The 20,098-nt window shown below is 47.1% G+C and carries 18 protein-coding genes; 4 read left to right on the top strand and 14 right to left on the bottom strand.

Going from position 1 to position 20,098, the window contains the following annotated elements; translation table 11 throughout:
- Positions 1-15: 15 nt before the first annotated feature.
- The 10 genes from purD to MY523_RS14015 all read right to left on the bottom strand — a co-directional run bounded on the left by purD (position 16) and on the right by MY523_RS14015 (position 11,652).
- A complete protein-coding gene (purD, locus tag MY523_RS14060) occupies positions 16-1,305 on the bottom strand; it encodes a phosphoribosylamine--glycine ligase (RefSeq protein ID WP_250655322.1) in 1,290 nt (429 codons plus the stop codon).
- 106 nt (positions 1,306-1,411) lie between these two features.
- A complete protein-coding gene (gene purH, locus MY523_RS14055) occupies positions 1,412-2,986 on the bottom strand; it encodes a bifunctional phosphoribosylaminoimidazolecarboxamide formyltransferase/IMP cyclohydrolase (protein ID WP_250658827.1) in 1,575 nt (524 codons plus the stop codon).
- A 259-nt stretch (positions 2,987-3,245) separates the two neighbouring features.
- Positions 3,246-3,569 carry a DNA-binding transcriptional regulator Fis gene (gene fis, locus MY523_RS14050; protein WP_250655321.1) on the bottom strand — a complete coding sequence of 108 codons (324 nt, stop codon included), beginning with the start codon at positions 3,567-3,569 and terminating at the stop codon, positions 3,246-3,248.
- Complete coding sequence (gene dusB / locus MY523_RS14045) at positions 3,566-4,552, bottom strand: tRNA dihydrouridine synthase DusB (protein ID WP_250658826.1); 987 nt, start codon at positions 4,550-4,552, stop codon at positions 3,566-3,568. The genes fis and dusB overlap by 4 nt, the downstream gene beginning before the upstream one ends.
- A gap of 311 nt (positions 4,553-4,863) precedes the next feature.
- On the bottom strand, positions 4,864-6,159 hold the full coding sequence (locus tag MY523_RS14040) for a DUF3426 domain-containing protein (RefSeq protein ID WP_250655320.1): 1,296 nt from the start codon (positions 6,157-6,159) through the stop codon (positions 4,864-4,866).
- A 120-nt stretch (positions 6,160-6,279) separates the two neighbouring features.
- On the bottom strand, positions 6,280-7,170 hold the full coding sequence (prmA, locus tag MY523_RS14035; RefSeq protein ID WP_250655319.1) for a 50S ribosomal protein L11 methyltransferase: 891 nt from the start codon (positions 7,168-7,170) through the stop codon (positions 6,280-6,282).
- Positions 7,171-7,385: 215 nt separating this feature from the next.
- Positions 7,386-8,723: an acetyl-CoA carboxylase biotin carboxylase subunit gene (gene accC, locus MY523_RS14030; RefSeq protein ID WP_250655318.1), complete on the bottom strand. Its 1,338-nt coding sequence runs from the start codon at positions 8,721-8,723 to the stop codon at positions 7,386-7,388.
- A 13-nt stretch (positions 8,724-8,736) separates the two neighbouring features.
- Complete coding sequence (gene accB, locus MY523_RS14025; RefSeq protein ID WP_250658825.1) at positions 8,737-9,195, bottom strand: acetyl-CoA carboxylase biotin carboxyl carrier protein; 459 nt, start codon at positions 9,193-9,195, stop codon at positions 8,737-8,739.
- A gap of 204 nt (positions 9,196-9,399) precedes the next feature.
- Positions 9,400-9,852 (bottom strand): type II 3-dehydroquinate dehydratase, encoded by a 453-nt coding sequence (aroQ, locus tag MY523_RS14020; RefSeq protein ID WP_250655317.1) that lies wholly within the window; start codon positions 9,850-9,852, stop codon positions 9,400-9,402.
- A gap of 162 nt (positions 9,853-10,014) precedes the next feature.
- Positions 10,015-11,652: a GGDEF domain-containing response regulator gene (locus MY523_RS14015; protein ID WP_250655316.1), complete on the bottom strand. Its 1,638-nt coding sequence runs from the start codon at positions 11,650-11,652 to the stop codon at positions 10,015-10,017.
- Between the two features lie 390 nt (positions 11,653-12,042).
- Between MY523_RS14015 and MY523_RS14010 the strand changes: the two genes are divergently transcribed.
- From MY523_RS14010 to MY523_RS13995, 4 genes are all read left to right on the top strand, one after another.
- Entirely contained in the window at positions 12,043-14,028 is a 1,986-nt protein-coding gene (locus MY523_RS14010) for an EAL domain-containing protein (RefSeq protein ID WP_250655315.1), read from the top strand.
- Between the two features lie 41 nt (positions 14,029-14,069).
- A complete protein-coding gene (locus MY523_RS14005) occupies positions 14,070-15,122 on the top strand; it encodes a DUF2333 family protein (protein ID WP_250655314.1) in 1,053 nt (350 codons plus the stop codon).
- 169 nt (positions 15,123-15,291) lie between these two features.
- Positions 15,292-15,558 carry a type II toxin-antitoxin system Phd/YefM family antitoxin gene (locus MY523_RS14000; protein WP_250655313.1) on the top strand — a complete coding sequence of 89 codons (267 nt, stop codon included), beginning with the start codon at positions 15,292-15,294 and terminating at the stop codon, positions 15,556-15,558.
- A 3-nt stretch (positions 15,559-15,561) separates the two neighbouring features.
- A complete protein-coding gene (locus tag MY523_RS13995) occupies positions 15,562-15,855 on the top strand; it encodes a type II toxin-antitoxin system RelE/ParE family toxin (protein WP_250655312.1) in 294 nt (97 codons plus the stop codon).
- A 301-nt stretch (positions 15,856-16,156) separates the two neighbouring features.
- On the opposite strand, the gene MY523_RS13990 is transcribed toward MY523_RS13995, so the two are convergent.
- The 4 genes from MY523_RS13990 to MY523_RS13975 all read right to left on the bottom strand — a co-directional run bounded on the left by MY523_RS13990 (position 16,157) and on the right by MY523_RS13975 (position 20,024).
- Positions 16,157-16,696, bottom strand: a complete 540-nt coding sequence (locus tag MY523_RS13990; RefSeq protein WP_250655311.1) for a nitrous oxide reductase accessory protein NosL — start codon at positions 16,694-16,696, stop codon at positions 16,157-16,159.
- Positions 16,697-16,786: 90 nt separating this feature from the next.
- The gene (locus tag MY523_RS13985; protein WP_250655310.1) at positions 16,787-17,611 is read right to left on the bottom strand and encodes an ABC transporter permease; all 825 of its coding nucleotides are present in this window, start codon (positions 17,609-17,611) and stop codon (positions 16,787-16,789) included.
- Positions 17,611-18,585, bottom strand: coding sequence for an ABC transporter ATP-binding protein (locus MY523_RS13980; protein WP_250655309.1), 975 nt, complete (start codon positions 18,583-18,585; stop codon positions 17,611-17,613). Before MY523_RS13980 ends, MY523_RS13985 begins: the two co-directional genes overlap by 1 nt.
- Positions 18,582-20,024 carry a nitrous oxide reductase family maturation protein NosD gene (locus MY523_RS13975; protein WP_250655308.1) on the bottom strand — a complete coding sequence of 481 codons (1,443 nt, stop codon included), beginning with the start codon at positions 20,022-20,024 and terminating at the stop codon, positions 18,582-18,584. The genes MY523_RS13980 and MY523_RS13975 overlap by 4 nt, the downstream gene beginning before the upstream one ends.
- Between the last annotated feature and the right edge of the window lie 74 nt (positions 20,025-20,098).

Here is a 20,098-nt window from a genome sequence, read left to right as displayed (position 1 = left end):
GTACCTTGTACCTAGCTACTGGCTGTTCTCTCTCTCGATAGCGCGGTATGCGATATCGTTGCGGTAGAATACGCCATCCCAGCTGATCTGCTTGGTTAGCTTATAGGCTCTCTGCTGTGCTTCGGTAACAGACTCTCCGAGCGCTGACGCGCAAAGTACCCGCCCGCCGTTAGTGATGACCTGGCCGTTTGCGTCCTTTGTGCCAGCATGGAATACTTTTTCACCGTCTACTTCTGTCTCAGGTAGCCCGGTGATAATGTCGCCCTTGTTGTAGCTATCGGGGTAACCCCCTGCTGCCAGTACAACGCCGACGGATGCTCGCTCATCCCAGTCCGAACTCTTTTCATTTAGCTTGCCATCTACAGCGGCTTGGCAAAGGTCAACAAGGTCTGACTTCATGCGTAACATGATGGGTTGAGTTTCAGGGTCGCCAAATCGACAGTTGTACTCAATGACTTTTGGGGTGCCATCTGCCGCGATCATTAAACCGGCATAAAGAAAGCCTGTATAGTCATTGCCTTCCGCTGCCATGCCTTCGACCGTGGGGTAGATCACTTCATCCATAATCCGCTGATGTATTTCTGCGGTGACAACAGGGGCCGGTGAATAAGCACCCATTCCGCCTGTATTAGGGCCTGTATCGCCATCGCCTACGCGTTTGTGATCCTGACTTGTTGCCATGGCTAAGACATTTTTACCGTCTACCATAACAATGAAGCTGGCTTCCTCACCTTCTAAAAACTCTTCAATAACCACTCGGTGGCCTGCATCGCCGAATTTATTGCCGGCGAGCATATCTTTAACGGCTGCTTCTGCTTCTTCAAGCGTCATAGCGACGATGACGCCTTTACCTGCTGCAAGGCCATCGGCCTTTACGACAATAGGCGCACCTTTTTCACGAACGTAACCCAGTGCCTGATCAATGTCAGTAAAGTTTTCGTACGCACCTGTTGGTATCTTGTGTCGCGCTAAAAAGTCTTTGGTAAATGCCTTCGAACCTTCAAGCTGGGCCGCGCCCGCTGAGGGACCAAAAATACGCAGGCCTCGTTCGTTGAAGAGGTCTACGACACCTGCAACCAACGGTGCCTCTGGGCCAACAATCGTCAGGCCTATTTGCTGCTCTTCAGCAAATTTCGCCAGACCTTCAAGATCCATTACATCAATGTTTACGTTTTCCAGCTTAGGTTCCAATGCGGTGCCAGCATTGCCCGGAGCAACATAAACGGTGTCAACATAGTCAGCTTGGGCTGCTTTCCACGCTAAAGCATGTTCGCGTCCACCGCTGCCGATAAGAAGTACTTTCATTTTATGCTTGTCCTGTAGTCTGCCAGATAACGACATGGGGTGTCGTTATCTGGAATCAGAGGGTGCCTAGATAAGATCCTCTCGGATGAGTATCTTAATGCAGGGGTTAATGTCTGAAGTGACGCATTCCGGTGAACACCATTGCAATACCGTGCTCGTTGGCTGCATCAATGACTTCCTGATCTCGCATTGAACCGCCGGGCTGGATCACTGCGGTAATGCCAGCCTTGGCAGCGGCATCGATACCGTCTCTGAAGGGAAAGAATGCATCTGAAGACATGACAGACCCCTTAACTTCAAGACCTTCGTCTGCCGCTTTAATGCCTGCGATTTTAGCGCTATAGACTCGGCTCATTTGGCCCGCGCCAACACCGATAGTGCGGCCATTCTTGGCATATACAATCGCGTTTGATTTAACAAACTTGGCAACTTCCCAGGCGAATAATAGATCGTTAAGTTCCTGCTCGGTTGGAGATCGCTCAGTCACCATTTTCAGTTCGTCATGATTTACCATGCCTAAATCGCGGTCTTGAACGAGTAGTCCACCATTGACGCGCTTGTAATCAAAGCCAGGTATACGCGCTTCACCAAACTCGCCACAGGCTAACAAGCGCACGTTTTGTTTAGCTGATACCACATCAATTGCCCCTTGAGATACGGTAGGCGCAATAATCACTTCGACAAACTGGCGATCAATAATTTCTTTTGCCGTTAGTTCGTCCAGCTCTCTGTTAAACGCAATGATACCGCCAAATGCAGAGGTTGGGTCAGTTGCGTAAGCCAGATCGTACGCCTGTTTGATGTCTGCACCAATAGCGACACCACAAGGGTTGGCATGCTTGACGATGACACATGCAGGGTCAGCAAACGGTTTTACACATTCTAGTGCTGCATCGGTATCTGCAACGTTATTGTATGAAAGTGCTTTGCCTTGCAGCTGTTTGGCTGTGCTAATAGACGCTTCCGCGGGGTTTTTCTCAACATAGAACGCGGCTTGCTGATGAGGGTTCTCACCGTAGCGCATGTCTTGTGCTTTAACAAACTGGGTGTTAAACGTGCGAGGGAATGTGTCAGATGCGTTATCGTTGGTTTTTGTACCCAGGTAATTTGCGATCATTCCGTCATAGGCTGCGGTGTGCTCAAAGGCTTTAACGGCCAGATCGAAACGGGTCTCAAGTGACAGCGCGCCTTCTGCGCTGTTCATTTCAGCTAATACCGCATCATAATCAGGAGCATTAACGACTATCGCAACATCTTTATGGTTTTTTGCCGCCGAACGAACCATGGTTGGGCCGCCGATATCAATATTCTCTATTGCCATTGGCAGATCGCAGTCAGGTTTGGCGATGGTGGCTTCAAACGGATATAAGTTGACGACCACCATGTCGATAGGGTTGATGCTGTGCTCATCCATGACGCCATCATCAATACCGCGACGCCCCAATATTCCACCATGAATTTTAGGGTGCAATGTTTTGACTCGGCCATCCATCATTTCTGGAAAGCCTGTGTAGTCGGAAACTTCAATAGCGGCGATGCCACTATCGGTTAACAACTTAAATGTTCCGCCAGTCGAGAGGATTTCAACGCCCATCTTTTCGAGTGCCTGGGCAAACTCTACGATGCCGGATTTGTCAGACACGCTGATGAGAGCGCGTCGTATACGGATACCTGATTGCATTTCAGTCATGGTTTTTAATCGTGAACAAGTTTATAAAAGTTGAGGCAGGCAAACTACATTTTTGATCTTTAGATTCTGTAGCCTGCTGGTTGCCTGAAGTAAAGGCCGTTACTTTGGTTTTGTTTCAAGTACAGTTACTATCTCTAGTAAACTAACACTCTTCTGTAAAGCAACTCCATCATGTAAAGATACTTTGTAATGCAAAGGTGCTCTCACTCAAAGATACGGAGCCTAATACGAACAATATTCTGAGAAAATATTATAGCAGACCGTACTGTTTTAGCTTCTTGCGTAATGTTCCACGATTCAAACCTAACAAAACTGACGCTTTAGTTTGGTTGTTTCGAGTGTACTTCATTACTTGCTCCAACAGAGGTGCTTCTACTTCGCTAAGCACGAGCTGGTACACTTCTGTCGCCGGGGTGCCATCCAGCTGGGCAAAGTAGTTGATTAGCGCTTTTTCTACACTGTCGCGCAGGGTCACGTTGCCTTCGGCCCCAAAAGGCAGGCCCACTTCGGTTTGGTTTTCAGATAAAGAAACTGGGATTGCAGTGGTCGTTTCTGCAAATGCTTCAGTTGTCATGCGGCGATGTCCTCTCCATTACTTAAACACTCAAAATACTTGGTTATATTTTCAATTTGTTCTTGTGCTGATTCCAGCTTATTAAAGTCTTTCCGGAAGTCGCTTCCATTCTTGTGTGACTTCAAGTACCAGCCCACATGCTTGCGGGCAATTCGTGTACCCATGAGCTCACCATAAAAGCGGTGTAGCTCCTTCAGATGTGTCAGCAGTATTGCTCCAACTTCTGAGGCAGACGGCGCTGCAAGGTGTTCACCTGTTTTGAGGTAGTGGTCTATTTCTCTGAATATCCATGGACGGCCTTGTGCGGCCCGCCCAATCAGTAAACCGTCTGCCTGGGTATGGTCTAGAACAAAACGGGCTTTTTCTGGTGTATCAATATCTCCGTTGGCAAAGACGGGAATAGATATTTGCTGCTTAACTTCAGCAATGGTGTCGTATTCTGCTTCTCCGCTATAACCACAGGTTCGGGTTCGACCATGTATAGCAAGCGCCTGAATACCTATCTCTTCAGCCATACGCGCAATCGTGACGGCGTTTTTATGGTCGGTGTCCCAGCCGGTCCGGATTTTCAATGTCACCGGGATATCAACGGCCTCTACAACAGCCTTAAGAATGCTGGCGACTAGTGGCTCATCTTTCAGCAGAGCAGACCCGGCAGCTCGATTGCATACTTTTTTGGCGGGGCAGCCCATATTAATATCAATGATTTGTGCGCCACGCTCTTGATTCATTTTTGCTGCCAAGGCCAGCATTTCTGGTTCGCCGCCCGCTATCTGTACCGACCGTGGATCAGGTTCACCGGTATGGTCAAGGCGATGTTTTGACTTGCGCGTGCCCCAAAACTTCGGGTCTGCAATAACCATTTCTGAAACGGCCATACCTGCGCCCATTCTTCTGCAAAGAAGCCTGAAAGGGCGGTCTGTCACTCCCGCCATGGGAGCCAAAACCAGTTGATTTTTCAACGTGTATGGGCCAATTTGAATCACATCTGATCTCTTCGAAAGGTTGTTTAGTTGTGTCCCTTCGTCTCGCCAGTCTATTGAATACAGCCTATTGAATATATTGGGAGCAGGGTAACCGAGTGAAACTGTTTTACCGGTCTAATCAGGGGGGGTAATGATACTCGTCAGAGGCGTGTCATTAAAGGGGCATTTAGAGGAAAAAATAGATTATTTTTCACTCAGTTTGGTTGACAATTGAACGCTTTTTTGCCGTTTTGAGATTTTAATTGGATTGTTATACAAGTGGGCTGGGTTTTGTAAAAAATGACGGCCAGCCCATAATCGTGAGTTGCCTAAATTTGAGGCGTGTGTTTGAAGAATTTAACCGAGTAGTTTACTGCGTCTTTGCCCGGATCCATTATTTCAATAGAAATATGAATTGGTGTGCCTTTTGGCATAGCTGCCCAGCTCTTAACATCACCTGCCAGGTATTCTGAGGGTTCAAACAGCCTTTGCGCAATGACCTTGTTGTTCAAGTCAGAGAAGTATAGCGCGAGGTTTGGGAATGGCTGATCAAAGAGAGCCTGGTTGACGATCACTGCATCGATAATCAGTGCTTTGCGAGCAGTGGGATGGCTACGCACGATCAGGTTTTGGCTTTTGATTTTGCTGGTATCAACTAAATCGGGAAGCTGGCACCCCACCAGTTGGCAACCTTGCTCGTAAAAAGGCCTTAGCTGGTCAAATTGTGAAAGCTTATCATAGTGGAACCAGGCGAGTTGAGCTAACAGTATGACTAACAGTGACAGGTTTAAAACCGTCCAAACTAACGTGCCAAGCAGAGAGCGCTCTGAAGATCGGGGAAGCTCCAACGGGTCTACTTGTAGATTCTGGTATTGGTGCGAAAGGTTGTAGTGGGCTTCACGTTGCGATGCGTGTGCACTGGTAAGCGCTGCATCCGGGCTATCTGAGGAGGTGGATTTGTGGTGAATGTTATTGCTGCGCTCCTCCTGATCCAGCTTTTCAGTAATATCTTCATCGAGTGCTGAAAACTCTGCCGAAAGCATGTTCGAGGCCGGGGTATTACCTGTGTGCTCGGTTGGCTTGCTTTTTTGTGTGGCAGGCGTTGAAGGTTTGCTGGTCTCGATCTCTTCAAGCATCTGTTCAGCCCAGCTTTCATCTGAGCCTGCTTTTTTGCTGGTAACGCCCTTATCAAGGCTGTCTTCTAACTCTTCGTCAGAGAAATGATTGCCACCACCGCTCTCTAGCTCAAGAAAGCTGTCGCTAAGTTCGGATGAGAATGTGCCGGGGCCAGTATAGCCGTCGTCTTCACTATCTTCGTCAGGATTATCTGCAAATATCAGCTCATCTTCATCAGGCTCATTTTTGTCGCTAACGGCTTCGGTCGCAGGTGTCTCAGTCGCATTGGGTTTATTGGACGCGCCAGCTTGATCGGTGCCGTTTGTTTTATGGGGGGGCGTTGCGGGTTTGGGTTTTGCTGCAGTTGAATCAACAAGGTTTTCCAGCGCATTAAATACTTCCAGACAAGATCCGCAACGGACTTTCCCACCCGCTGCGTTAAGGTGTTGATCTTGAACTTTGAAGGTTGCTTGACAGTGAGGGCATTGAGTTAAGTGAGTGGTGCTCATCGTGTCCTTTTGCATCCTTTGTATAAAATCTGACATCAAGTTGATAATTCAAGTGTAGCGATTTTTTTGGATTCTGAATAGCAGTGCTTGCGAGCCCGTAGTTAATAGGCTCCAGCCACTTTAGCGTTTTATACCGCTGAGCCTCATCCACTCTTCTTTTTGCTCTGGCTGATCCATTTCAAACCATTCGCTGTAGCGTTCACTTACGCCATCTGCTTGTTGCTCAAGTATCCCTGATAGAACCAGCTTACCGCCTTGTTTGGTCATTTTTGACAAGGTAGGGGCGAGATTGATCAGTGGTTGAGCCAGTATATTGGCAATCATTACGTCCGCTTCTAAATCCGGGGCCTCTTCAGGCAGGTATATCTCAAAACGTTCTTCTGCAATATTATTTCGGCGGGTGTTTTCTCTTGATGCCTCAAGCGCTTGAGGGTCATTATCAACCCCGATGACCCGTTTGGCACCTAGCAACAGTGCGGCAATGCCCAAAATGCCTGAGCCGCAGCCATAGTCAACGACAACTTTGTCATTGAGGTCTTGCGCGTCAAGCCAGGCAAGACAAAGCGCAGTTGTCGGGTGCGTACCTGTACCGAATGCAAGGCCTGGGTCAAGCATGAGATTAATGCCGTTAGGGTCTTCAGGCTCTCGCCAGCTGGGGCAGATCCAAAGTCTTGATCCGAACCGCATAGGGTGGAAGTTATCCATCCAGGCCCGTTCCCAATCTTTATCTTCGAGAATTTCTATACGATGGGAGGGCAGTGGCTTGCCACTCAGCGTTTGATACTGTTCTTCTATTTTAGGAATTATGGCCTGCATATCCGCAGCCGCATCAAACAGCCCGGTTAGCCGAGTGTGTTTCCAGAACGGGGTGGTGCCGCGCTCGGGCTCATAAATAGGTTGATCTTCACTATCTTCCAGGGTTACCGCGCAAGCCCCGGAGGCTAACAAAAGATCCTCAATGCTATCAATTTGCGCAGGGTGTATATCGATTTTGACTTGTATCCACGGCATGATGTGACCTTATCCCATGTACTGAGACCTTTGCACGACTACTGCGCTTACAAATACAGCGTTAAAAAATGACTCAAAATGCTCATTTATTACTCATAAACTGCGCTTTTTCTTCATTTTTTGCCTTGTCTTTGCTTCGCTCGTAACGTCGTGCAAAGGTCTCATGCTAATTGGTTTAAATGTGTATTTACTGGTTGCCAGCAAGCGCAACGAGCTTATTTTATCAGCTGCTCAAGGTGATGAATGGTAAAATCACCTTGGCGGAACGCCTCATTTTTGATGAGTGTCCGGTGCAGTGGAACATTTGTCTTAATGCCATCAACCACCAGTTCATCGAGTGCAACTGACATGCGGTTCAATGCGCTCTCTCGATCTCCCCCATGAGTTATCAGTTTACCAATCAGTGAGTCGTAGTAGGGAGGGACACTGTATCCGCTGAACAGGTGAGAGTCCACTCTGACACCATAGCCACCGGGTGCATGAAAGTGATTTACCTTGCCTGGGCTGGGTGCAAAGGTTTTCGCATCTTCTGCATTGATTCGACACTCTATCGCATGGCCGCTGAATCGTATCTCCTGCTGAGAAACTGAAAGGGGCAAACCACTGGCGATGCGTAGCTGCTCTTTAACGATGTCAATGCCGCTGATCATCTCCGATACAGGGTGCTCTACCTGTATTCGGGTGTTCATCTCTATAAAGTAAAACTGCTCATCCTGATAGAGAAACTCAAACGTTCCCGCGCCTTTGTAGCCTATATCGATACACGCTTTAGTGCAGGCTTTAAATACAGCCTGTCTGGCCTCTTCGTTGATATTGGGTGCTGGCGCTTCTTCAATGACTTTCTGATGCCTGCGTTGCAGTGAGCAATCGCGATCACCCAGGTGCACTGCGCCACCCTGGCCATCCGCAAGTACTTGAACTTCGACATGGCGGGGGCGGTCAAGAAACTTTTCAAGATAGACGGTATCGTCACCAAAAGCGGCTTTTGCTTCACTCTTTGTCAGCGCGATGCTGCTAAGCAACTCTGCCTCGCTGTATACCGCTTTCATGCCTCTTCCTCCCCCTCCGGAAGCGGCTTTTATCATGACGGGGTAACCAATCTTATGTGCAATGGCCAGTGTACGGTCATCATTGTTGGTGACCGGGCCGTCTGAACCTGGCACCGTTGGAACGCCTGCTTTGCCCATCGCTTGAATCGCAGATACTTTGTTCCCCATCAGCCGAATGACATCATGGGTAGGGCCAATAAATGCGAAGCCACTTTTTTCTACCTGCTCGGCAAAGTCTGCATTTTCAGCTAAAAAGCCATAACCCGGGTGAATTGCCACGGCATCGGTCACCTCTGCCGCAGAGATGATAGCGGGTATGTTCAGGTAGCTTTCAGCGGGGCTATCTGGGCCAATGCAAACAGACTCATCAGCCATTCGCACGTGCATTAAGTCCCTATCAACTCTTGAGTGTACGGCAACCGTTTGAATGCCCAGTTCTTTGCACGCCCGCAAAATGCGCAGTGCGATCTCTCCGCGGTTCGCAATTAGTACTTTCTCTATCATGCTGGGTACTCAATCACACTATTGTGATAAGGGGTTGATCGAATTCGACAGGTTGCCCATTTTCAATGAAGATCTCTGAGACCGTGCCGCTCTTATCCGCTTCTATCTGGTTCATCATCTTCATTGCTTCAACAATACAGATGGTATCGCCCGATTTAACCGTTTGCCCGACTTCGATAAACGCGGGTGCGCTGGGAGAGGCTGCTCTATAGAACGTACCGACCATTGGGGAACGAACGACATGGCCATTGTGCTCTGGTGCAGGGTCGGTTTCTTGTTGAGGGCTGGAGCTGTCAGCTTTCTCAGTTGGGGCCTCGGGGGCGGAGGCTACAAAAGTGGGTTGCTGTGCCGTGGCCATGACTTGCTTGCGCCTGCTGATGCGCACCGCATCGTCGCCTTCTTTAATTTCAATCTCTTCAATATCTGACTCTTCTATTAGCTCAATCAGTTTTTTGATCTTACGAATATCCATGTTGTTATCTCTTCTCGCTTTAGGCAGCGTGTATTTGTTCTTGAGACTGATGTTGCTAGCCATTCACCTAACATTTATTTACTTGGTACTTATTTCCTTAGTACTTAATTACTTAGTACTCATTTATTTGGTACTCATTCGTGCCGCTGGTCTGTGGCACTGATGACAAGTACTTAGGCTGAGGTAGGCCAAGCTGTTTTAATTCTAATAGCCTGCTGACTCGTTTAGTTGTTTGATGGCTGCTTGTAATGCCAGATCATAGCCTTGACTGCCTAAACCGCAGATAACGCCGATAGCGATATCCGAAAAATAGGAGTGGTGCCTAAACGCCTCCCTTGAATGTACATTGGATAAGTGCACCTCAATAAAAGGGATTTCGACGGATAGTAAGGCGTCTCTAAGGGCTACGCTGGTGTGAGTAAAGGCTGCCGGGTTAATAATGATAAAGTCGACCCCTTCTTGCTTCGCATCATGAATTCGGTCAATCAACTCGTATTCAGCATTGCTCTGAAGGTACTGTAAGTGATGCCCGAGCTCGGTTGATGAGTTGGTCAGCCGTTGATTGATATCGCTCAGGGTTTCAGAACCGTAGATTTCTGGCTCACGACTGCCAAGCATATTTAAGTTAGGGCCATGAAGAACGAGAATTGTCGCCATAGCAGAGTGTCCTTTCTCGGTTTTTTCACTGTTAATGGAAGGGGGTAAAGTTAATTTTGTTGCTATTTCCAAGAAGTTTGCCGCCTTTTCCCTGTATTTTCAAGAAAATTCGGCAAACTTGTCTGTTTAAGAAGAGGCAGGTTTTGTTTATCTAAGATGATTTTATTGGGTGAGTTGAGCGGGGGGCTCCCGATAGCTGCGAACGGTGTTACGGCCTGCTCGCTTCGCTTCATACAGGGCGTTATCTGCACGCTCGCAAATTAGCTGGGCGTTTTCATTAAGCCCAGAGGCTACACCGCAACTAAATGTAACCTGAAACTCTATGTCGCCAGCGGGTTGCCTGAGTTCAGAAAACTTCTCTCGTATCTCGTTTAGAATCACTTTGGCGTCGCTTTCGCTGGTGTTAGGTAGCACAATCGCGAATTCCTCACCGCCGTAACGGCCAATATGGTCTGTTTTTCTTAACCGCTGTTTGAGAAACAATGACAGGCTTTTAAGTACTCTATCTCCAATAGGGTGGCCGTAGCTGTCATTAATTTTCTTAAAGAAGTCGATATCCAGCATGGCAAAGGTGAGTTTCGATCCACTCTGGCTGGCCTTGGCTATTTCCGTTTCAAGCAAATAAAGGGTATGTGTGTGATTATAAAGCCCAGTCAGGCTATCTCTAATCATCAATGCTAACAGTGATCGGGCTCTACGCCCTCTGTTATGGATGGTCGCCGTTAAATGTTTCGGGTTGATAGGCTTGGTTAAAAAATCATCCCCCCCCAAACTCATGGCATGTAACTGTTTGTTGATATCATCTTCGGCAGAAAGATAGATAATCGGCACGCTGTGGAACTTATCCTGCTGTCGAATCACCCGCGCCAACTCCATGCCCGTGCAGCCGGGCATGTACATATCCATGATAACAATCTCAGGTGAGAAGTCGTTGAGGGCAATCAGCACCTGCATCGGGTCAGTAATCACGCAAGTTGTCATCCCTGCTTTAGTGAGTACATTCTCGATATATCGTGCCTGGGCTCTGGAATCATCCACCACCAATACTTTGTATGGATCCAGTGGGCTGGCGTTGGTATATTCTTCAATCTTCTCGATGAGCTGGCCAAGGTCTACCACTTTGTGAAAAAACTCTTCTCCACCGCTGCGGGAGGCCATTAAGCGCGTTTCGATATCGTCATCTTCATCGCTGGTATAAATAATCGGGATGGGCATTTCATGGTTGGATTGTATCGATTTGATGGTTTCAATCCCGGAGAACTTATCTCCACCAAAATTGACGTCAATTACGATGGTCTCGGGTTTATCGTGTTTAGCCGCCTTGATCAGGTCTTCACCCTTATCAAAACTGACGGCACGAAAGCCAAAAAACTCCAGCTGTTTGATAATGCGCTGGGCATTCTCTTTATTATTGATGGCGATATAAATAGGGGTACGGAGAAAGGTGCGGGGCGCTGTTGTAGCGTTACTGTCGCTCTTTCTTTGAGTGCATTCGCTAAGCGCAGAGATCGCTTTGTTGATTCGTTCCTTTTTGGCGTCATCAAGAGAGGTCGCATCTGCCTTTATAGCGTTTAACTCGTCTGTTAAATCACTCGCAACAAGCTGGTGCTGTGCCATCTCAAAGCGAGAAGCGAACTTGCCCAATTTTGCAGATGACTCTTTTAAGTCGTTCAGCCACTGCATGTCTGCCCAATCAGAGTCTTTGAGCTTTTGCCAATTATCGAGCACGATGCGGGCTTGACTGGTGACTCGTTTGGAGAAGTGTTGTTTAAGTTTATCCCGCTGATCTTCTGATGACATTAATTGTTCCTTCGGTCGTGAAGCTTCGGCTTCCACGCTTCTGTTCAAACAATGCTCGCCTGGAGGGTGCCAATTAAACCAGAACGATGTAGGAGTATAGCGTGTTCGTCCCAAGCCCACACGATAGTGGCTGCTTTTTTATATTTATTGAACTATTTTCCAAAAAAATCTAACTATTATTGTAGAGATTTTCTACCGGACTATAGTATGTAATATAGTCCTTTAATGTCATAGTGTGTAACTATTTGTAATAAATGGGAATGTGTTCATATTAAATTCTCAGAATCGAGCAATATTGCGATTTACATGCGAGTTTATCTGCGTCAAGCCACAGGTTCGATTTATAAGGCTGTGCCTGTAAATTTAGACCTGATCAAGAGGCCGTTATAAATGAATAAAAAAGTACCTCGAAGTATAACGTTAAAACATCTGCTGCTTTGGTTCACGGGCTTGTTGATGGCTACGCTGCTGGTCGTTAATTTCTTTTTGAATGTAAGCAGCGCCAGGGACTACATGCAGCAGCAGCTAAGTTCGCATGCGCAGGATGCAGCAACGTCGCTTGGTTTATCCCTATCTTCGGTGATTGATGCCAGTGATCTGGTGGCAGCCGAGTCAATGATTGATGCAATGTTTGATAGCGGATACTACCGGCATATTATCTATTACGATGTTAATGGTCAGGCAAAAGTACTGCGGCATGCGTCAATGAAAATTGAAGGGGTTCCTGGCTGGTTTGTTGATTGGATAGAACTGAACGCACCAGAAGGGCAGGCAGCTGTTGTTAACGGCTGGATGCAATTAGGCAGCGTATCTGTCGTTAGTCACCCGGGTTATGCTTATAAAAAACTATGGGACAGTTTAAAGGTTGAACTGGTGTGGTTTACGCTGATTGCCGCAATCGCGTTTCTGGTCATGCAACTGGTGATCACCACCATCTTACTGCCTCTGAGAAGAATTGAGAAACAAGCCAACGCTGTTAGAAACCGGGATTTCAGTTATCGGGCACCGATGCCTAAAACCCGTGAGCTAAAACGGGTGGCGATTGCTATGAACAGCATGTCAGACCGGCTTGGCAAGATGTTTAGCGAGCAGCTGTCACTGATTGAGCACCTGAGGGCGGAGTCATTTCATGACCCGATAACGGGGTTGGGCAATCGGGCAGAATTTGACGGTCGACTAAAAGCTGAACTGGAGTCGGAGCAGAGTGTCGCAGTGGGTAGCTTGTTGTTGATCCAATTAAGTGATTTTGCAGGCTACAACCAGACATATGGCCGAAGTTCGGGCGATGAACTCTTAATAGAGCTTGCAGGCGCAATAAAATCCAGCGCTTTGCAGGTTGCCGATGCATTTGTGGCCCGTCGCTCCGGGTCAGACTTTTCGGTCTATCTGCCAGGGGTTGTGGACGAGCAGGCTGACAAGTTTGCCAATGACTTGCTGCACAAGCTATCTGGGCTGCACCTTGTGAAACAGATGTGTAGGAATGACGTATTGCATATTGGCGTTGCCTCGACGCTGGCCAAGATATCGCTGCCGATGTTTTTGTCAGAGGCGGATATGGCATTGCGCAGGGCGCAAGCAGAAGGCCCGAATGGGTGGCAGCGTTATGTCAGTGGCAGTGACTTTGCCACTCCCGGGGACGCTGTCAGGCAGGCCAATGAGTGGCAGAAAATACTCAGCGATACGCTGGCTGAAAAAAGCATTATCTTTCATTATCAACCCGTCTATAGTGGGGATCGTTCAACTATCATTCATCATCAGGTACTGTCACGTATTGAAGTGAATGGTGAGCTGGTGATGGCGGGGGTATTTATTCCCATGGCCGAACGCTTCTCCATGCTGGCAGATTTTGACCGTTTAGTTGTTGAAAAAATGATAGAGCGAGTGGACGGTGGGCGATTTGATGGCAAGTTGTGCGTTAATTTGTCGGTTCACTCATTGGCTGATGACCGATTCGTCGCCTGGCTTTTAGGTACGATGGAAATGCACCCGTTGGCGGCAAAATGCTTTATTTTTGAAATATCCGAATACAGTTTGCAACTGGCTGATGAGCAGCTTGAAAAACTGGTTGCCGCCAGCAAGCGGCTTGGGTATCAGGTTTCAATTGACAAGTTTGGTGTTGCTGCTGTGCCCTTTGCTTACTTGCAACATTTGTCGATTCACTATATTAAGGTGGATCATAGCTTTATTCGCGATATTCAAAATAGTCGGGATAACCAGTTCTTTTTGCGGTCTGTTCTGCAAATTGCGCATGGCCAGGATATACAGGTGATAGCCGTCGGGGTTGAATTTGAAGATGAGTGGCAATCAATAGAGCCTCTCGGCATCGACGGGGCAATGGGGTATTATCTATGCAGACCTCATGAGCATATTGAGTAAGCAGCTTCAGTAAATCTATATTAAGAAAATAGGGTTGTAGAATGGCATTTGAAAGGGTTAAAGAGTTCGTAAATAATCGCTGGGAAGACCTGCAAGATTACCTTGGGGGCGGGCTGTTACCCAAAGTGCTTTTGGGTGGACTTGTGATCTATTTATTGGTGTCTGTTGTACTGGGTATGTTTTGGAGTAGCGAGCCTGATACATTTGATGTTGCGCCGGTTGCTGCGGCTAAAGCAACCTCGGAAGGTCATGAAGTGGTGGTCGGGTCTACTACCACCGCAACGCTGATTATTTTGGCAGAAACACTGCTTGAGAAGCCGGGAGGGTATATTCGAAACGATATTTTCCCGCCGGGTGTTTGGCTAGACAATATCTCCAGCTGGGAGTTTGGCGTTTTGGTTCAGGTCAGGGATTTGGCCAGAGCCCTGCGTAAAGACCTTAGCCGGGTTCAGAGCCAGTCTACAGAAGACCCCGACTTGGCGATTGCAGAACCTCAGTTTAACTTTGATAGCCGTAGCTGGGCTATTCCCTCTACAGAGCGAGAGTATCGCCGGGGAATTGCGGCGTTAACGCGCTATCTTGGACGTTTGGCTGATGACAACAAGCAGGATGCCCAATTCTACTCCCGTGCCGATAACCTTAGTAACTGGCTGTCTGATGTTGAAAACCGGTTAGGCAGTCTCTCTCAAAGACTGAGTGAAAGTGTAGGGCGCAACCAGTTGGATATGGGCTTGGCTGGCGACCCTTCTGCCATGCAGTCAACCGCAACAACAAGCTTGATTGTTAAGAAGACTCCCTGGCTCAAAATTGATGATATTTTCTATGAGGCAAGAGGCACAACCTGGGCGCTTATCCACATCCTGAAAGCCATCGAAGTTGACTTTGATAAAGTACTACGAGATAAGAATGCACTGGTCAGCCTAAAACAGATTATTATTGAGCTGGAGGCCACGCAAGAAACCGTTTGGAGCCCGATGATTCTGAATGGCAGTGGATTTGGTATGACCGCTAACCACTCGATTACCATGACTTCTTACATCTCACGCGCGAATGCGGCGATTATCGAACTAAGAAATTTATTGCAGCAAGGGTAGTGCATCGCTGCTTTTGACTGATTGTCCGAACATGGTGACAAGCTGATGCTTGTTACCATGTTGGGGGGTTATCGGCTTGCTTATCACCATGCATTTTTATTATGCCTATGTACTTTGACGAAGCTGGTTAATTGGTGCTATAAACAGGTCCTAATAAGAGGGCTTTATCATGCAAACAAAATTCTCCGAGGACGTTATTCCTCTTTCTGATCTCAAGGTCAATCCAGGCAAAGTTATAAATCACGCTAAAGATACCCATAGGCCTGTCCTTTTAACTAGCCGCGGGCGGGGTGTTGCTGTTGTTCAGGGGCTTGATGACTATGAAAACGTCAAAGAAGAGCTTGAGTTTGTAAAGGGTATTGCCCAGGGCTTAATGGAAATCAAAGAAGGTGAGACTTTTGACATTAGCGATGTGAAAAAGCAATTAGGTCTCTAGTTCGTGAATATTTCTTTTTCAAAGTCTGCTATCGAAGACCTTATTGATATTAAAGAATACTATCTTGAGCAGGGAGTCCCTCAAGTAGGTCAAGATTTTATAGCATCAATTATTGAGCACATTCAAACACTCTCGGCGCATCCCGATATAGGCCGCGTTGTGCCGGAGTTCAATGATGATTCAGTCCGTGAGCTTATTCATTCACCCTACAGAGTTGTATATCTTCGGGAAGCCAAGTCGGTAAAAGTGATTCGCGTGTGGCGCAGTGAAAAGCTACTTAAACTCCCAGAAAAATGAATATAACCAAGCGTTAACTTCAGGTGAGCGATGCGTGAGTACTTTTAGTTATTGCTAGTCGTGCAAAGGTCTCTATAAGTGTGTTCGTACCTATTACTCTTTGGAATGCCGTGAGCCTATACTTTACAGAGTCATGCGATCCCAAATTTGGATGTTTTGGGGTTTTTAAACTTTTAACATTTATTGTTAGTGTCTTTGCGCTTATATCTGCGTTTTCTATGTCTGTTGCTGGTCACTTATTAGTCGTCCGAAAAGGGCTTCAAATACATAATAAAGAGCACCACATAGCAAGCGCGACTAATTAATGGTGCATGCCCCCCATGTTCATTGCGGTGCCTGAATTCAATATATCCATGGTGATATCGTTAAACCCGATGACCTTGCCACCGTGTTTTGTGGCAAACTGTTCGGCGTCTGCTTTCTGGGCAAAAGATGCCAATGTTGGCCCCATCGCACCTTTCATGCTTGAACCGGCAACGAACCAGGCATCTTTGGCATTCACCATGTGTTCGTCATTGGGGGAGTTCCAGTCACTTCGACTCATATCATGAACATAGATATCTTTACTGTTCGGTTTGTTTTCTGGTTGCAAGTACCAGCTCATTAGGTCACGTGTTGAACAGAACTTTCTGACGTTGCTTTTTCTCCCCTCGAATAATTCGCCCTTAGGGCCGGGAAATTCTGTAATTATCATACCGCATAGGTGGCATTCGTCGCCAGATTCAATCGCCACAGGTGTGTTTTTTGCCTGCTGTGTTTGTTCTTCATTGCTGCATGCAGTAAGAAGCAGTAATGCAAAGGCGGTTGTCATCGTGATTTTTAACGTGTTGCGAATTAACATGTCAGTTTTATTCCCTTGGTGCGCAGCCGCACTCTATTTAGGTATGTATATGTTAAGCGTTGTTTTATAGGGCGCTTGCGCACCGTTTGTCTATATCTTTCGTCGTGAAAATGCCCAATAAGCCAAGCTAAGCGGCAATAAAAGCCAACCTAGCAAAACACCGAATAATGTTGTGAACCCAAATTCAACTTCGCTGGCCATGACCAGCAAACCACCGCCACTGCCTTCAAAGCCAACAAGGTTAATGAGTCTAAATACATCGGTTGGGTTTAATAAGAGCAGATAGGGGAATAGGTCTGGGTTAAATTGACCGTCAGTGGCCACCAGTAGACCCAGCAAGCCCAAGTCGAAAACCAGAACAAATATAAACCAGAAAATCAGTGCCAGCCCGGCCGCTTTTGATTTTTCAGATACCAATGTGCTTATAAAGTAGGCCGCTGCCACGAAAATAATGCCGAGCAGTGTGGCGGAAACAATAAAGCGGGTAAATGCGATGGACAGTGCTGAGATATCTACACCACTGGCGAATAATGCAATGATCACCGCAGAGGAGCCAAAACCGAGCGCGGTGGATATCCCCATGATTAGGCCGTGACCTAGCAGTTTGCCTAACAGCAACTGAGCTTTTGTTAATGGGTAGGTCAGCAGTAGCAGCAAGGTACCATCCTCATCTTCGCCCACAATGGCATCGTAAGAGAGTAGCAGGGCAATTAGGGGAATAAGAAATACAGCCAAACTGGCTAGGCTGATAATGGTGTTGGGTATTGAGGTAAAACCTACAACCCCAGACGCAGCGGCACCAAACCATGAGATACCGATGGACAGCAACGAAAATACCAGTGTGATTGCAATAATCCACCGATTACGAAGGCCGTCTTTTAGCTCTTTTTGAGCAACACACCAAATCGCATGCATTATTCGACTCCTTCTTTCTTTTTAGTCAATGAATTTGTCATATGTGGTGCAGGCTCTCCATTGGCTTTATGTGAGCTGGCTTCTACGTAGTAGCGGTAAATTTGTTCTAAAGAGGGTGTTTGAAGGTCAACATCTGAGACGCTAGGGTGTTTCATCAGTTCCCGCAGAACATGGGTTTTGTCTACATGTGATGTTTGAATTTCTATTGCCTCGCCATTGTTGGATATCTGTATGGCATGGGCTTTTAGTTCAGAGCGTAAAATGTCCTGATTAATTCCACCATAGGCATGAATGACGGTGGGCAGCTCTGCCTGCTGTCGAAGCTCTGCCAGTGTGCCAAGCGCCTGTAATTGGCCAGCGCCTAAAATAGCGGCGCGATCAATGTGTTTTTCCACCCCGGGTAAGACGTGCGAGCAGAGTATCACTGAGCAACCCGATTTTTTAAGCTGGTCGACCATGCCATAGAAATCTTGTGTGGCAATGGGGTCAAGCCCTACGGTGGGCTCGTCAAGCAGTAGCAGCTTTGGTTCGGTCAGGAGTGCCTGTGCCAGTCCTAGTCGCTGTTTCATTCCTTTCGAATAGGTTTTGACCTTTCGGTTTGCAGCGTGATTTAAACCGACTTCTTCCAGCAGTTGAGATACTCGGTTTTTGCTCACTTTTTTCAGTTTGGCAAAATACGCCAATACCTCTTGGCCAGTGAGTTGCTGGTAAAACGAAACATTTTCAGGCAAGAACCCGAGTCTGTAGCGGTAGTCACTAAAGTGTGGAGAGGTTGGGGCATGGCCAAAAACAGACACAGTGCCTTCCGATGGTTTGAGCAACCCCAGGATGAGTTTCATCGTAGTTGTTTTACCGGCCCCGTTGTGCCCAAACAACCCTAATACCTCTCCTTCATCAATAGTGAGAGAGAGTTCTTTAATCGCGGCAACACCATCAAAGTGTTTCTTAACGTGGGTGAGCTGTACTACGCTCATGATGACGCTCCCGTTGTTTGATTTGTGTGAGAAAGCTGGCTGCTGGGTGGATTTTGCTCAATTTTACTGGCAGGGCGCATTAATGGGTAGCTATCCGTCACACCGGGTGACTTAAGTACCGGAAATTCGCGCTGAATCCACCTTAAGGTTTCTACAGCCGGGCTGTTCATAAGTACTTTGGCAGAGGGGTATTTCCATAACATTTTATCAACACCATCATTCGGCTCATAAGGTATGTCGCCGACGCCATTATTGTCTCTATCCCAGCCTAGGTAGTCGCTCCAGAAGTTCCCCGTGCCTTCGTTCGACCACTCCTGGGTTCGCGTTGATACATATTTAACTTGTTGTTTGTTACCAATAAAATTATTGCGAGCAATAACGTTGTCTTCCGAGCCTGCAGTAATGTGGATTCCCAGGTCACCCTCTCTAAATGTGTTGTTTTCAAGCCGGTTGTAAAAGGAATTATAGATAAAGAGCGCCTTGCCTTCAGCGCCCTGTGATGAACTGTCACCGACATAATTACTGCCTTGTCGGGTGTTACTTACGTGGTTATTTTTTATCGTTGAGTTGGTGATGTAATTTAGAAGAATTCCGTAGTTCTCGTTCCACTCCGAGCGGTTATTAATAACGGTCAGGTGTTTGGACTGCATGAGTGCATAGCCGGTGCGGGTATGATGGGTGTAGTTATTTTCTACCAGATTACTGTACGAATACATGTAGTGAACACCGTAGCGGAGGTGGTGGAACTCGTTATTGCGAATAGCGTTTTTGTGACTGGTATCGATATAGATTCCATCGCGGGTATGCCACACCTCATTGAATGCAATGTCGGCTCCCGTCGTGGCATAGAGATGGATCCCATTCCCTCTATCCTGAGAACGTATTTCAAGTACCCCTTCTATTCGGTTCGAGTGTACCGAAGTGTTTCGAGCGGCATCCAGGAAAATGGCAAATGAAACGCCTTTGAAATAATTGTCTTTGATGACGACATTATCAGCCGTCTTTTTGACGATGATGCCTGCATCCATTGCAGTCAGGTCGTCACCCCAGTTAACAATATTGCAGCCTTGAATAGTGACATCGGATGCGGTAATTCGGATGGTGTCCTTGATATGGTTTCCGTCCAGTTCCGTACCGGGTGAGCAATTAATCGTCAGGGGTTTATCTATGATGAAATTGCCTTTGTATTGTCCTTGCTTCAGCCGAAGTACGGCACCGTTTTCAGCTTTGTTGATGAATGACTGTAGATCATCTGTCGGGTTGACAATCGTAGTATCTGAAATAGTTCCAGAAACAGCTTCTGGACTGTGTGCGGCCTGGCTGTGCTTTCTAGCATCGCCGTTAAGCTCGTTCGCATCCAGGTTGGCAGAAAACAGCATCGTCAGTGCAGAATATGTGATTAAGGCACCAATATGTAAGGCAGAAGGTTTTTTGGGCATCACACTTTCTCAATAAAATCGGTCAGAATAATTGGCAGTAAAACGACTTGGTTATGCAGTCACTTTGAGTTCTG

The sequence above is a fragment of the Alkalimarinus coralli genome, from assembly GCF_023650515.1.
GTDB lineage: Bacteria > Pseudomonadota > Gammaproteobacteria > Pseudomonadales > Oleiphilaceae > Alkalimarinus > Alkalimarinus coralli.
This window is presented reverse-complemented; position numbering and strand designations above follow the sequence as displayed.

What these genes read in the sequence shown, in the direction of transcription:
- purD (WP_250655322.1), bottom strand. Translation starts at nt 1,305, where the DNA reads ATGAAAGTACTTCTTATCGGCAGCGGTGGACGCGAACATGCTTTAGCG.
- purH (WP_250658827.1), bottom strand. Translation starts at nt 2,986, where the DNA reads ATGCAATCAGGTATCCGTATACGACGCGCTCTCATCAGCGTGTCTGAC.
- fis (WP_250655321.1), bottom strand. Translation starts at nt 3,569, where the DNA reads ATGACAACTGAAGCATTTGCAGAAACGACCACTGCAATCCCAGTTTCT.
- MY523_RS14040 (WP_250655320.1), bottom strand. Translation starts at nt 6,159, where the DNA reads ATGAGCACCACTCACTTAACTCAATGCCCTCACTGTCAAGCAACCTTC.
- prmA (WP_250655319.1), bottom strand. Translation starts at nt 7,170, where the DNA reads ATGCCGTGGATACAAGTCAAAATCGATATACACCCTGCGCAAATTGAT.
- accC (WP_250655318.1), bottom strand. Translation starts at nt 8,723, where the DNA reads ATGATAGAGAAAGTACTAATTGCGAACCGCGGAGAGATCGCACTGCGC.
- accB (WP_250658825.1), bottom strand. Translation starts at nt 9,195, where the DNA reads ATGGATATTCGTAAGATCAAAAAACTGATTGAGCTAATAGAAGAGTCA.
- aroQ (WP_250655317.1), bottom strand. Translation starts at nt 9,852, where the DNA reads ATGGCGACAATTCTCGTTCTTCATGGCCCTAACTTAAATATGCTTGGC.
- MY523_RS14015 (WP_250655316.1), bottom strand. Translation starts at nt 11,652, where the DNA reads ATGTCATCAGAAGATCAGCGGGATAAACTTAAACAACACTTCTCCAAA.
- MY523_RS14010 (WP_250655315.1), top strand. Translation starts at nt 12,043, where the DNA reads ATGAATAAAAAAGTACCTCGAAGTATAACGTTAAAACATCTGCTGCTT.
- MY523_RS14005 (WP_250655314.1), top strand. Translation starts at nt 14,070, where the DNA reads ATGGCATTTGAAAGGGTTAAAGAGTTCGTAAATAATCGCTGGGAAGAC.
- MY523_RS14000 (WP_250655313.1), top strand. Translation starts at nt 15,292, where the DNA reads ATGCAAACAAAATTCTCCGAGGACGTTATTCCTCTTTCTGATCTCAAG.
- MY523_RS13990 (WP_250655311.1), bottom strand. Translation starts at nt 16,696, where the DNA reads ATGTTAATTCGCAACACGTTAAAAATCACGATGACAACCGCCTTTGCA.
- MY523_RS13985 (WP_250655310.1), bottom strand. Translation starts at nt 17,611, where the DNA reads ATGCATGCGATTTGGTGTGTTGCTCAAAAAGAGCTAAAAGACGGCCTT.
- MY523_RS13980 (WP_250655309.1), bottom strand. Translation starts at nt 18,585, where the DNA reads ATGAGCGTAGTACAGCTCACCCACGTTAAGAAACACTTTGATGGTGTT.
- MY523_RS13975 (WP_250655308.1), bottom strand. Translation starts at nt 20,024, where the DNA reads ATGCCCAAAAAACCTTCTGCCTTACATATTGGTGCCTTAATCACATAT.